The following is a 13,001-nucleotide window of genomic DNA, read 5'->3' as shown; positions in this document are numbered from 1 at the left end:
GCTGCGTGCGCTCCGCTCAACGCCCCGACAGCAGTTCCGCCACCGCCCGCTGCCCCGGGTCGAGCGCCGACTCCCCGTCCTCCGCCGCCCATACGGCGTTCTGCAGCACCCGGGCGAGCGTCCAGGCGAGCGCCGCCTCGCGGTCCAGTTCCAGTGCCTCCACCAGGACGTCGAACCGCCACCGCAGCGCCCGGGCGACGTCGCCGGTGGCCAGGACGTCGGCCCAGCGGTTGCGCAGCGCCGGGAGGAGTTCGAAGCCGGGGTGCCCGACGAGCGGTTTGGGGTCGATGGCGAGCCAGGGGGCGCGGCCGCCGCTTTCGGGCGGGGCGAGGACGTTGCCGTAGTGCAGGTCCCAGTGCAGCAGCCGGTCGCCGGGCTCGGTGCGGGCCTCGCGCAGGGCCGCGGCGCAGTCGGCGAGCAAGCGCCGCTCGGCCGGGTCGGCGAGGGCCGCTGCCGCTGCCGGGGCCCGCGCGAGCAGATCGTCGGCGAGGTCCGCCAGCCGGCGCAGGTCCGGGACTTCGACCTGACGTTCAGTCAATTCCCCGAGCAGGCCTGCAAGGACGTGCAGCGCCTCCCGGTCGTCCGCGACATCCAGCAGTGAACGCCCCGGGTCGAGGCGCTCCAGCAGCATCGAGCCCGAGGCCGGTTCGTGGCCGAGGAGTCGAACGGCCCCTCGCCCACCCCAGGCCCGGAGGGCGACCGGCTCGCCCTCCGTCTCCTCGTCCACCGGCTGGAGTTTGAGCGCCGCGGGCGTGCCGTCGGCGCGCCGCACGGGCAGCACCAGCGCGTGGATGCCGTGCGCGGGCGGGCCGTCCAGGCGCAGCTCCCAGTGGTCGAGCAACTCGTCTGCCAGAGCGGGGAGTCGGGCCACCCAGGCGCGACCGTCCGGGCCGAGGGACTGCTCCAGCGACGCGGCCAGCCCGGGCGGGACCTCAACAGGCGGGACTTCAAAGGGCATTGTGCGGGCTCCTCTCCGACTCCCCCAGCCTACGGTCGAGGTTCGAGGCCGGCCGCCGAAACGAAGCCGTCGAGGTTGTCGAGCATGATGTTGTGCCCGCAGTCCGAGACGGCCGCCAACCGGACGCCCGCCTCCCGGAGTTGGTCGGCGCCGCGCGGCTCGCCGCCCGCCTCCGGGTACAGGAAGGTGCGCGGGAGGTCGAGGCCGAGCAGCAGTTCGCGCATCGTCGGCACCGTCGCCCGGGCCAGGTGCACGGCGCTGCGGTACAGCGCCTCGGGCCCGGCGAGGCGCATCGTGGACCACCAGGACGGGCCGACCCACGTGGCGACCTCGTCCCGGCCGCCGGCCAGGAACTCCTCCTCGGTGAAGCTCGCGATACCGCTGCTGCCGGGGCCGCGGCCGGGGGTGACCGGGTCCAGGTTGGCGTCGACCAGGACGAGCCGGGAGACCAACGCCGGATGCCGGTGGGCGAGGACGACGGCGATCGCGCCGCCCATGCTGTGGCCGATCACCTCGACTCCGGCGAGCCCGGCCTCCGCCAGGGCCGCGGCGACGGCGTCGGCGTGCCCCTCCAGGGTGTATCCGAAGTCGGCGGGTCGGTCGCTGAGGCCGAAGCCGAGCAGGTCGAGCAGCAGCGAGCGGCGCCCGGCGAGCCCCGGGTGGGCGGCAGCGGCCGCGAAGTAGGCGGGCGAGCTGGCGCCGAGGCCGTGCAGGTAGAGCCGGGCGGGCTCGACTCCGGGCAGCTCGACCCATCGGATCCGGTCGCCGTTCGGGGTGACGGGGGCGTGGCGCAGCACGGGGACTCCTCCTCCAGCGGGGGCTGGGACATCAAGGGCTGAGACATCAGGGGCTGGGAACGCCCAGACCATACCTCGACATCGAGGTATCACGGAACCGATATACCGAGGCTTCGAGGGACGAATCTGCGAGAGTGGCCCCATGCTGAAGCTCGCGATCCTCGGATTCCTCTACGACCGCCCGCTGCACGGCTACCAGCTGCGCCGCCACCTCGCCGCACTCACCGGGCACGTCCGCCCGATCAGCGACGGCACGCTCTACCCGGCGATCAAGCGCCTGGAGACCGACGGCCTGCTGGTCCGCGAGACCGAGCCCGGCAGCGCCGCCGCACCCCGGCACACCCTCCACCTCACCGAGGCCGGCCGCGCCGCACTGCTCGACCAGCTGCGCGCGCCCGAGCCGCTGGACATCAGCGACGAGAACCGCTGGTTCACCCTGCTCGCCTTCCTGCGCCACCTCGCCGACCCCGCCGCCCAGGCCGCCGTGCTCCGCCGCCGACTGGCCTTCCTCTCCGAGCCGGCGAGCTTCTTCTACGACGGCGACCGCCCGGTCGGCGCCGAGGAGTTCGCCGACCCGTTCCGCCGCGGCCTGCTGCTGATCGCCCGCGCCACCAGCGAGGCCGAACTCGCCTGGCTGCACTCGACCCTGACCGAACTGGAGGACGTACCGACGGCCTGACGGACCCACGGGCCAACGAGACCCACGGGCTGACGGACTCACGGGCTGACGGACTCACGGACTGACGGACTGACCGAAAACCCGCTGCGGTGCCTTCCCTCCCCGCCCTGCCCGTGTTCCGATGACGCCCATGGGTAACGACACGCACACCGGCAACGTACGACGCGAGGGACACGACGGAACGGGCCCGGGCGCGATCACCCCGGACGGCTGCGCCGTCGAGCTCTGGGCCCGGCTCCCCGTCGGCGACGCCCCGGACGTGATCGAGGCCGCGGTGCCGGCCGGCGCCACCATCCTCGAACTGGGCTGCGGCGTCGGCCGGATGACGCACCCGCTGACCGACCGCGGCTTCACCGTGACGGCGGTGGACGAGTCCGCCGAGATGCTGGCCAGGGTGCGCGCGGGCATCCGCACCGTGCGCAGCCCGATCGAGCGGCTGGACCTCGGCGAGCGCTTCGACGTCGTCCTGCTCGCCTCCTTCCTGATCCACGCGGGCGACGAGGCGGTCCGCCAGGGCCTGCTGGAGACCTGCCGCCGCCACGTCGCCGCGGACGGCTGCGTGCTGATGCAGCGGGAGGGCGAGGACTGGCACCTCAACGTGCCGCGCGAGGGCAGGCTCGGCACCGACGGCGTGTCGCGCATCGTCTCCTCGACGCCGGTTGGGGACGGCGTGAACTCCGTCCACGCCGAGTACGAGTTCCCGGACGGCCGCTGGACGCACACCTTCCGCTCCCGGCCGCTCACCACCGCCGCGTTCGACCGGGCGCTGGCGGACGCCGGTCTGACGGTCGAGAGCTACCTGACGGAGGACCGCACCTGGGTCCGCGTCCGACCCGCCGGCTGAGCGGCGAAAGGGCAGGTGGAAGGGCAGGCGGACGAGTCGGCGGGGCACGGAAGCGCCGGCGGGCAAAGCCGGGTCAAAAGGTGAACAAAGAATAGTCATCTTCACCCCGTACCATCGGCCGCGCGCCCGCCCGTGCGCGGCCCGAGGGCCGTGCGGGTCGCGGCCTGCCCGCCTGCCCGCACGCCCGCTCCGACCTGCGAGGACCGCACATGTACGACGACCCACGGATACCCCCGGTGGGTGTCTGGTGATCGACTGGTTCCACGGGGCCGTCCTCGGCCTGATCCAGGGACTCACCGAGTTCCTGCCCGTCTCCTCCAGTGCCCACCTGCGGGTCTTCTCCGCCCTGCTGGGCTGGGACGACCCGGGCGCGGCCTTCACCGCCGTGACCCAGCTCGGCACCGAGACCGCGGTGCTGATCTACTTCCGCCGGGACATCGTCTCGATCGTGCGGACCTGGACGCTGTCACTGTTCCGCCCGGCGCTGCGCTCGGACCCGGACGCCCGGATGGGCTGGTTCGTGATCATCGGCACGCTGCCGATCGGCATCCTCGGCAAGCTGTTCCAGGACACCATCGAGACCCATCTGCGCGATCTGCGGATCATCGGCACCACGCTGATCGTCTTCGGCCTGCTGCTGGCCTTCGCCGACCGCACCCGCGCGGTCCGGCACGCCCGGCCGATCACCGACCTCACCCTGCCGCACGCGGGCGCCTACGGCCTCGCCCAGGCGCTCGCACTGATCCCGGGGGTGTCCCGCTCCGGCGGCACGATCAGCGCGGGCCTGCTGCTCGGCTACAGCCGGGAGGCGGCGGCCCGCTACTCCTTCCTGCTGGCGATCCCGGCGGTGCTCGCCTCGGGGGCGCTGGAGCTGTTCAAGATCGGCGAGGGCCCGGCACCGGCCTGGGGGCCGACCATCCTGGCCACCGCGATCGCCTTCGCGGTCGGCTATGCGGCGATCGCCTGGTTCCTCAAGTACATCTCGCACCACAGCTTTCTGCCGTTCGTGGTCTACCGGGTGCTGCTCGGCGTCCTGATCATCGGACTGGTGGCCGGCGGCGTGCTGGCCCCGGACGCGGGCGTCGTGAAGTAGAACCGCGTTCCACCAGGACCGCGTTCCAGCACGCCCCCGGAACAGCAGTGGGCCGGGACACCCGGGGGGGTGTCCCGGCCCGTCGTTCGCCAGAAGCGGGGAGGCAGCCACCGGACTGCCGGGACCTACCGCCCGAACTCCCGGGCGGCGGTCAGCCGGCCGCGGACGGCGGCGTGGACCTCGGCCTCCTCGGCCGGATCGGCGGCGAGCCGGCGCAGGCGCTCCAGCACGCGCGCGTCACCCGTGGTGGCGACATGGCGCGCGGCGAGCTCCCGCGTGGCCTCCTCGCAGTCCCAGAGGCACTCGACGGCGGGGCCCTCGGGGAAGTGCACATCGGTCACGGCGAGCGCCCGGGCGGCACGGCCGCGCAGTTCGGAGGAGGCGGCCTCCCCGTAGATGTGGCGCAGCACGGGGACGGCGTCGGCGGCGACCAGCCGCCCCGCACCGTCGACCAGCGAGCCGAGCCCGGTACCGCTGACCCCGCGGACGGACACCCAGCGGCGCAGGCCGTCGACGACGAACGGCGCGTCGGCCGGCTCCCCGGCGTCGGCGAGCAGTTTGACGGCGGCCTCGCCGAGCGCGCTGTCCGCGCCCCCGGTGGCCGGGTCGGCCCAGCGGCGGGCCTGCGCCAGGACCTCGGGGCCGCGCATCCGGCCGACCAGTTCCAGGGCCGCGCGCACGATCCGGTCGTCGACGTCGACGGCGGCGGCCTCGATCAGCTCGACGGCGGCCGGGTCCCGCTGGTCGACCAGGTAGCGCAGTGCCGCCCGGCGGGCGCCGGGCAGGCCGCCGCGGGCGGCCTCCAGCACAACGGGGCGGTCCTCGGGCCGGACGACGGCGGTCAGGCAGCGGGCGGCGGCGGCGGCCCGGCGGTCCACGGCGTCGGGCGCGGCCGGATCGGCGGGTTCGGGCGCGGGCTCGGGCCGGCTGTCGGCTCCGCCGAGGAAGGCGCCGGCCCCGAGGGCGCCCAGGCTCCCCTGGTCGGCCCAGGCCAGGACGTCGGCGGTGGACCAGCCCGGGGTGACGCCGCCGCGGTTGAGCTGGCGCTGCCAGAGGTCGAAGGGTGACTGCTCGCTGGCCGCCGCCACTCTCGGGTGGTAGGCCGCCCACAGCCGCCAGGGCCGGGGCTCGTAGGCGTTGCGGATGAACTCGCGCAGCTCGGCGTCGCCCTCGGGGCCCGGGGCGAAGCGGTCCAGGACGGCGGTGCCGAGCAGCAGCAGGCCGCGGTCGTCGTCGCGCAGGGCGAGCTCGTCGAGGGCCCAGGCCCAGTTGGCACCGGTGGCGGTGTACTCGCGCAGCATCAGCAGCGCGTCGCGCCGGCCGTACGCGGCGAGGTGGCCCAGGACGGAGAGGGCGAGGCCGGTGCGGTTCTCGTCGTCGCTGACGAGGTCCTCGGCGGAGTGGAGGTGGTCCTCGATGCCGTCGAGGGGCGCTTCCAGCTCCATGTAGAGACGGGCGTAGTAGAGGGAGCGGCTCTCGACCTGCCAGTCGGCTCGCGGATCCCTGGTGACGCACTCCTCCAGCGCGGCGATGGCCTCGGTACGGTCGGCGGCCAGCGCGTGGAGCTGCCCGTCACCGCGGCCTCGCTGCAGGAGGCCGAGGAGGCTGGCACTGGGTGCTATCACTGGCTCGAACATGAGGTCAGCATCCGTTGCGGCGGTCGTAGTGGCAACGGGATTTCCGTCGCCGGGGTCTCTGGTCGGTACTGCGGTGGGCGCCCGGGCGCCGGAATCACCGAAGGTTACCGCCTCGCGCCACCTTCCGCACACAGGGCGACGACGGCTGCTGCCACAGTGGCATATGCCAGGGGAATTTTGCCTGCGTTATGTCCAAATCGCCCGCAGGGGCGAGGGCGCTGTGCCACAGTCTTCTCACCACCGACGGCCCGCACGCGGCGGGCCACCCCCGAGCGATGGACCCGCCATGAAGATGCCCACAGGCGCCGCCCGCCCGCCGGACACCGCCACGGTGGACGGCGCCCCGGCGAGCGCGACGGACGACGGCGCGCGCGGCGAGCCGAGCGGCGACGCCGACAGCGGAACGGACGGCAGAGTGGACGGCACGGCGCAGGAGCCGTCCAAGAACCCCGACCTCGGCGACGGACCCGACGCCGGCGGCGTCCGCGACCACCTCATCGGCTCAGCCGAATGGGACCTCCTCACCGACCGCGTCCACTGGAACGCGGACACCTACCAGCTCCTCGGCTGCGACCCGGGCAACGGCCCGCTCAGCCTCGACCGGCTGCCCGACCGCCTCCCCGAGGCCGACCGGCCCGTGCTGCGCCGGATGATGACCGACGCCCTGGTCCACGGCCGCACCTCCGCCGGCACCCTGCGGATCCGCCGCGACGGCGCCCCGCACGCCAGCGTCGAGTGCGCGGGCGAGCCCGTCCTCGGCACGGACGGCACCGTCACCGCCCTGCGCATGCTGCTGCGGCCGGCACCCCCGAACTGACCGGGGCCCGCCGGGGCCTCAGAACCTCCGGGCCTCGGGACCCCCAAGGCTCAGGACACCCAAGGCTCAGGCCTCCGGGCCTCCGGGCCTCCGGGCCTCAGGACCGCTTCGGCCGCTTCTTCGCGTCCGCCGCCCGCAACTCCCGCCCCAGCTCGGCCCGCAGCTCGTCCACCACCGGCAGGCCCCGGTAGCGCGCGGTCAGCCGGTACATCTCGCGCAACCGGTCCCAGGTCCGGTGCGAGGAGTTCTGGCCGATCAGGTTCATCACCATCTTGGCCTGGAACTCCGCCGCGTCCGGCTCGCCGCTCAGCCAGTGCACCGAGGCCAGGGTGATCCGGTCGAACAGCGCCGAGCGCAGCTGCCCGGTGCCCTCCCGCAGGGTGATCACCCGCTCCGCGTGCCGCTGTGCCTGCGCCGCCGCCGAGGGGTCGTGCTCCGCCAGCGTGCGCAGCACCAGCGCCTGCATGCCGCGCAGTTCGGCCTCGTCGAACACCTGCATCCAGGACGGCGGCGGCTCCGGCGCGCCCTCGGCGAACAGGTCCTCGGCCTCGCCGAGCAGCCGCCAGGTGTCCTGGGAGTGCCCGATCGAGGCGTGCGCCCAGGCCTCGACGGTGTTCAGCATCGCGCGCGTTCTCGGCAGCACCCGGCCGCCGGCCGCCTTGGCCGCCGACATCAGGTCGATCGCGTCGTCGGCCCGGCCCAGGTGGACCATCTGCCGTGCGGCCCGGGAGATCGCCTCGCCGGCCCGCGGCCGGTCGCCGGCCTCCTTGGCCGACTCCGCCGCGATCATGAAGTACCGCTGGGCGGTGGGCTCCAGGCCCACGTCGTGCGACATCCAGCCCGCCAGCACCGCCAGGTTGGCCGCGACCAGCCACAGCCGCTGCTCCACCGCCGGGGCATGTCGGTGCGTCAGCAGGCCTCCCACCTCGTTCAGTTGACCGACCACCGCCTTGCGCTGGAGCCCGCCGCCGCGCGCCGCGTCCCAGGCGCGGAACACCAGGACCGAGCGCTCCAGCGACTCCACCTCGTCGAGCCCGACCGGGCCCGCGTCGTACACGTCCACCGCGGGGCGCACCCCGCCCTGGGTGATCACCTGGCGCGGCCCGGGGACCGAGGCCGCGTACGCGACCGCGTCCCCCCCGAGCCAGCCCTTCAACGAATCGGCGATGACCGTTCCGGCCGTGAGCGCGGCACCCGCGCCCACCAATCCACGTCGGTTCAGCATGAGGTCCATTCCCGTGAACTCGGTGAGGACCGCGGCCGTTCGATCCGGCGACCATGGCACTGCTGCGGACTGCGCCGCTCCGGACCTGGTGGGCCGGTGTCGTTCCAGACCGAGGTCCTCAGTGGTGACGACACGGCCGAGCCGCTCCGTGAACACGGCCGCCAGCACCCTCGGCACCGGATCCCGGGGGATCTCCCCCTGCTCGATCCAGCGCCGTACCCTCGACGTGTCGGTGGACAGCTGCTGCTGTCCCATCGCGGCACCCCGACGGTTGACCAGCCGCGCGAGTTCGCCCTTCGACCAACCGGTCAGGACGAACAAGTCAGCGAGTCGGGTGTTGGGTTCCCTGCTCAACGAAGCCCCCAGGTTCCTCGGCTGATTCGAGGCTAGAGGCTCCGGCAAGTGCCAGGCGAGCATTCGCCACCGTTCGCCAGGGCCCGCCAGACTACTAAGCCAGTGCGCCGCGGGTGTGTTGTAGGGGTGCGCCACCTCGCCCCCGGGTCGGGCGGCGTCCCACCGGCGTCGGGGCAGTCCCCCGACCGTGGCACGGGACGCTCCCGGTCCTCACCCGAGGGGGTGGCGCGGCCGGGTGGCGCGGGGGCGCCGGGCACGGCCACGGCAGTCCGGCCGACCGTACTCCCCAGGGTGCGGACGGCCGGAGCACCGCCGTCGTCCGGGTCTCATCGACCCCGCGTCCGTGCCCGGCGCCCGCGCACCACCCACCGCACCGAGTCAGGGCCGCCGTCACGCCAGGAAGCACGCGGCACCGGCCCTCCCCGCACCGCGGGGCGCACCTGCCGACGGACAGAAAGGGACCACCCTCACCCCATGTACTCCTCAGCGACGACCCCCTCGCCGACCGCGACCCGCACCGCGCTGCGCCCCCCCACCGCAGCCGCCGGGCGCCCCGGGCCGAAGCAGGTGCCCCCGTCGAGCCGCCCGGTGGCTCCGCACGGCACCGACGGCCGGTCCACGGACGCCCGGGTCCCGTCCGGCCGTACGGCGCTGGGGCTCCGCGGCCCCGAAGCGGCCCCGCCCGTCGGCGGCCGGCTCCCGCTCGCCCGCCAGGCCGACGGCCGGGTGCTGCGCCCGCCGCACCGGCCCGGCCAGGTCGGCGCCGGCCCCGAACGGATCGACCCGTCGGCGCTGCAGACCCCGGCGGTGCGGGCCGCGCTGGCGAGTGTCGCGCGGATATGTCCCGCGTTCACCCCGCGCCAGGTGCTGCGCGAGGGCAGCCGCCACATCCTGGTGGCGGGCACCATCGGGCGGGCCCCGGTGGTCGCCAAGTGCCTGGCGCCGCAGGCGGTGCGGAGTGGGTACTTCGAGCAGTTGGTGGCCGACTTCCACCACGAGGTCGCGGTCTACCGGGCGTTCGTCCGGCACCGCCCGCCGGTGCGGCTGCCCCGGCTGGTCGCCGCCGACCACGACCGCTGCGTGCTCGTCATGGAGCGCGTTCCCGGGCGCCCGGCGGCGCGGGAGCGCCACCCGGTCAACGCGCCCACCCCGGGCGAGGTGCGGGCGCTGCTGACCGCCGTCCGGACGCTCAACCTGTGGCGGCCGCCGACCGACGTGTTCCAGCCACGCATGGACTACCCGATGGAGATCGCCCGTTACCACTCGGTGGGCCAGCTCACCGACCGGGACGCCGGCGACCTGCGCGGCCTGCTGCACGGCCTCGGCCACACCCCGCTCCAGCTCTGCCACGGCGACGCCCTGCTCAGCAACATGCTGCTGGCGCCGTCCGGCCCGGTGCTGGTCGACTGGGAGCAGGCCGGCTGGTACCTGCCCGGCTACGACCTGGCGGTGCTGTGGAGCGTGCTGTCCGGCGACACCGCGGCGCGCCGCCAGATCAGCCAACTCGCCCAGAGCGGCGGCACGCTGGCCCGGGACGCGTTCCTGGTCAACCTGGTGCTGGTGCTGATGCGGGAGATCCGGCTGTACGACGTGCCGGGCGCCGGCGAGGAGCAGCGGATCATGATCCGCCGGCTCTACGACGACGCCGCGCTCGCCCGCCGGGCCGTCCGGGCCGCGGTCGGCACCCGCTGAGGCTCCGGGCCCCGAGCCCCCGGGGCCCGGAATCCGCTACGGCCGGCCGCCGCGCTCCAGGGCGGCCCGGCCGGCGGCCTCCAGGACGGCCTCGTCCGGGGCGAGGTGCACCCGGCTGCTCAGGACGTCCCGCAGGTAGCGCTCCAGCGGGTGACGCCGGCTCAGGCCGGGGTTGCCGGTGAGCGAGACCGCCTGCTGGACCGCCGTCGTCGCGGCCCGGGTGGCCAGCAGGTGGGCCGGGCCGGTCCGCGCGACCGCGTTCGGCTCTCCCCGGTCCACCCGGGGGGCCAGCCCCTCGACCAGTTCCTCGGCGCCGATCAGCTGGGCCTCGATCTCGCCGAGGGCACAGCGGTAGCGGGGCAGGGTGCCGAGCGGCTCGGTCAGATTGGCCGGAGTGCGCTGGTTGAGGAAACGGATCAGCCAGGACTGGGCGGCGCGAGCCACCCCGATCGCCACCGCGGAGAGCGCCAGATCGTGCCAGGCGAGGGAGAGTTCGGCGGCCCCAGCCGCGTCCGCCGCGCCGCCCTTGGGAGCGGTGAGGCCGAGCGCGAGCTCGGTCGGCACCCGGACCTGCTCCAGCACCACGTCGTGGCTGGCGCTGGCCCGCAGGCCGACCTGGTCCCAGGTCGGGTCGATCTCCAGGCCCTCGCTCTCGCCGCGGACCAGGAACGTCCCGACCCTCGGCTCCGCCTCGTCGGTCCGCGCGGTCACCGCCATCCAGGCCAGCGCCTCGGCGCCGGTGCAGTACGTCTTCCGGCCCGTCAGCGACCAGCCCTCGCCGTCCCGCCGGGCCACCGTGTCCGGCAGCGCTCCGGGCCGGCCGCCGGGCTCCGCGCGCAGCGTGTTGACCAGGGCGGGCCCGCGCCGGGACTCGGTGAGCAGCCGCCGGTAGCCCGCCGTCGGCCAGGCCGCCCGGCGGGCCTGCTCGGCGTGCTGGAGCAGCGTGAAGGCGGTGACCACGGCCACCGAGGCGTCCCCGCGCCCGAGTTGGGCCAGCACCCGGACGGTGTCGGCGAGCGTGCCGCCCGGTCCGCCGTACCGCTGGGAGACGGTCAGGGTGAGCAGTCCGGCCTCGTGCACCGCCTCGATGCCCTGGTAGGGGAAGGTGGCGTCGCGGTCGTGCTCCTCGGCGCGGGCGGAGAGCAGGTCGACCACCCGGGGCAGTCCGGCGAGGGCGGCGACGACGGCCGAGCGGTCGGGCGCGGGATCGGGCGCGGGGTGGCCGGAATCCGACGCTCCCGCGGCGGCACCGGGCACGGCGGCGGCCGCGGTGTCGGACGGGCGGTCCGCGGGCGAACGGTCAGCGGCGGTGGTCGTCATGGTGCTGGGGCCTCCGGGCGGCAGCGTGGGCGCGGCAGATGCGGGCGGCACGCCGGACGGGCGCGCGGTACCGGACGGGCGGCCTCGGAGGTCGGTTCACGGCCCGCCCCCCGGATTCGGCGCCGGCCACGAACGGCCGGCCGCCCGCCGCCTCGGGGACGAATTCCCCCTCAGCGGCCCGGACACACCGCGCTGGCGGTGCGCCGCAGGTCCAGATAGCTGCGACGGGTCAGCAGCGGGAGACGGCACGACATGTTCGCGACTGTACGAACCCGTGATCGAAACCGTCAAGCTACGTCCGAGCCCTGGTCGAGGCCGGTCAGCCCTGCTGGAACATGTCGGCCGGGAGCGGCTTCAACAGCTGATACAGGTCGTCCGAAATCGGTCGGTCCCAGGACGCGATGGTGACCTGGACGCCGTCGCTGCGCCCGAACTGGGCGCAGAACACCCGCTCCTCGCTGACCTTGACCTTCTTCACGATCAGCAGGTCGTCCCCGAGCATCACCGGGAAGTCCTCGGCCGAGACGAAGTCGACCGGCTCGTCGTTCTCCAGCGCCGCGAGCAGCTGCCGCACCTCGAAGGGCACGCTGTCGCCGGTCTCCCGGGCGGGCGAGCCCTCGGGGAGGTTGCCGATGAACATCGCCGGGCCTCTGCCGCCGAACAGGTCGTAGCGCAGGAAGATCCCCTGGCAGGAGCCGTCCGGGCCGGTCATCATGGCCGCACCGAAGTCGCCGGGCCAGTCACCCGGGTCCATCGCGAGCACGTCGAAGTCCGGGCCGGCGGGCTGTCCGGAGCGACGGCGGAGAAAAGACATGGGAACATCGTACGTGCCCGGCACACCACGCTCGCGAGGTGGGTGGGGCACCGTCGGGAGATCGACGCTCAGAGACCAATGTTGACTCTGAGCAACCGTCCGGGCTACGTTCGGTTCAGCACGACAGCCGTTCTGGGTTTCACCCTCCGGGGGGACGGCATGTCGCAACGCGGCCCTACACGCGTTTCCCTCACTGTGCACATTGTCGTGCCGAACTGCCGAGCACCCAGCTTCGTCGTCGCACACAGCACAGCACACAAGCCAACAGTTCCATCACCACAAGCCAGATCCGCGGGGCCCCGGCCCGTCGCTCCCGCGGATCTTGCTCGGGACGCCGCCGCGTGGGGGCGTGCGGGTCCCGAGCAAACGGTGTCGCCGCCGAGTCGCTCTCGGCGTCGACGCCAGCCTCCCGGCGACTGCCGGCCCCTCGTGGGCCGGGACCGGCCGACGCACCCCGGTGCGCAGGGGATGACTGGGAGGATGGCCTGGCAACACTGCCGGGTCGCACAGCAGGCGCCGTGTCTGGCCGCGTGGGGGCGGTGGGCACGGCGTCTGCCTGTGCTCATACTCTGAGCTGCGTTTGTCTAACAGTCAACAGAAATTCTGACGGGGCACGTTCAATAGATCATCAGTTGTGATGTTCGGGGCCGAAATCGACCGCGGGGGGGGGGGCCGTTTCCCGGGGGCCCCCTCTTCGGCCGTTGACGGTCGCCTTGGTTCCAGGGGGGGTGGAACCCCCCCCCCTGGCACCCAACAAAAAAGAACCCCACC

11 protein-coding genes are annotated in these 13,001 nt (G+C 74.2%); 5 read left to right on the top strand and 6 right to left on the bottom strand.

All coding sequences use genetic code 11. The features are described from left to right. Positions 1 to 16: 16 nt before the first annotated feature. Both AC07BF_RS25535 and AC07BF_RS25530 read right to left on the bottom strand, forming a co-directional pair. A complete protein-coding gene (locus AC07BF_RS25535; RefSeq protein ID WP_363631540.1) occupies positions 17 to 958 on the bottom strand; it encodes an aminoglycoside phosphotransferase family protein in 942 nt (313 codons plus the stop codon). 29 nt (positions 959 to 987) lie between these two features. Next, entirely contained in the window at positions 988 to 1,752 is a 765-nt protein-coding gene (locus AC07BF_RS25530) for an alpha/beta fold hydrolase (RefSeq protein WP_400989191.1), read from the bottom strand. A gap of 145 nt (positions 1,753 to 1,897) precedes the next feature. Between AC07BF_RS25530 and AC07BF_RS25525 the strand changes: the two genes are divergently transcribed. From AC07BF_RS25525 to AC07BF_RS25515, 3 genes are all read left to right on the top strand, one after another. Next, positions 1,898 to 2,434: a PadR family transcriptional regulator gene (locus AC07BF_RS25525; RefSeq protein ID WP_363586861.1), complete on the top strand. Its 537-nt coding sequence runs from the start codon at positions 1,898 to 1,900 to the stop codon at positions 2,432 to 2,434. 130 nt (positions 2,435 to 2,564) lie between these two features. Beyond that, a complete protein-coding gene (locus tag AC07BF_RS25520) occupies positions 2,565 to 3,278 on the top strand; it encodes a class I SAM-dependent methyltransferase (RefSeq protein ID WP_363631541.1) in 714 nt (237 codons plus the stop codon). A gap of 250 nt (positions 3,279 to 3,528) precedes the next feature. Beyond that, entirely contained in the window at positions 3,529 to 4,371 is an 843-nt protein-coding gene (locus AC07BF_RS25515; protein ID WP_478333966.1) for an undecaprenyl-diphosphate phosphatase, read from the top strand. 125 nt (positions 4,372 to 4,496) lie between these two features. Here the strand turns inward: AC07BF_RS25515 and AC07BF_RS25510 are convergent, their stop codons facing one another. Beyond that, complete coding sequence (locus AC07BF_RS25510) at positions 4,497 to 6,008, bottom strand: HEAT repeat domain-containing protein (protein WP_363631543.1); 1,512 nt, start codon at positions 6,006 to 6,008, stop codon at positions 4,497 to 4,499. A gap of 286 nt (positions 6,009 to 6,294) precedes the next feature. Between AC07BF_RS25510 and AC07BF_RS25505 the strand changes: the two genes are divergently transcribed. Then, positions 6,295 to 6,825 (top strand): hypothetical protein, encoded by a 531-nt coding sequence (locus AC07BF_RS25505; RefSeq protein WP_363586865.1) that lies wholly within the window; start codon positions 6,295 to 6,297, stop codon positions 6,823 to 6,825. 97 nt (positions 6,826 to 6,922) lie between these two features. Here AC07BF_RS25505 and AC07BF_RS25500 read toward each other — a convergent pair whose 3' ends face one another. Beyond that, the gene (locus tag AC07BF_RS25500) at positions 6,923 to 8,404 is read right to left on the bottom strand and encodes a DNA-binding protein NsdB (RefSeq protein WP_363586866.1); all 1,482 of its coding nucleotides are present in this window, start codon (positions 8,402 to 8,404) and stop codon (positions 6,923 to 6,925) included. Between the two features lie 474 nt (positions 8,405 to 8,878). Between AC07BF_RS25500 and AC07BF_RS25495 the strand changes: the two genes are divergently transcribed. Beyond that, on the top strand, positions 8,879 to 10,096 hold the full coding sequence (locus tag AC07BF_RS25495; RefSeq protein ID WP_363586867.1) for an aminoglycoside phosphotransferase family protein: 1,218 nt from the start codon (positions 8,879 to 8,881) through the stop codon (positions 10,094 to 10,096). A gap of 36 nt (positions 10,097 to 10,132) precedes the next feature. On the opposite strand, the gene AC07BF_RS25490 is transcribed toward AC07BF_RS25495, so the two are convergent. Continuing rightward, on the bottom strand, positions 10,133 to 11,416 hold the full coding sequence (locus AC07BF_RS25490) for an acyl-CoA dehydrogenase family protein (RefSeq protein WP_478333960.1): 1,284 nt from the start codon (positions 11,414 to 11,416) through the stop codon (positions 10,133 to 10,135). Between the two features lie 319 nt (positions 11,417 to 11,735). After that, positions 11,736 to 12,230, bottom strand: a complete 495-nt coding sequence (locus AC07BF_RS25485) for a hypothetical protein (RefSeq protein ID WP_063350170.1) — start codon at positions 12,228 to 12,230, stop codon at positions 11,736 to 11,738. Between the last annotated feature and the right edge of the window lie 771 nt (positions 12,231 to 13,001).

It is taken from the genome of Kitasatospora sp. NPDC043950 (assembly GCF_056435345.1).
The sequence above is the reverse complement of the archived record's forward strand: the minus strand, read 5'-3'. Positions and strand labels throughout refer to the sequence as shown.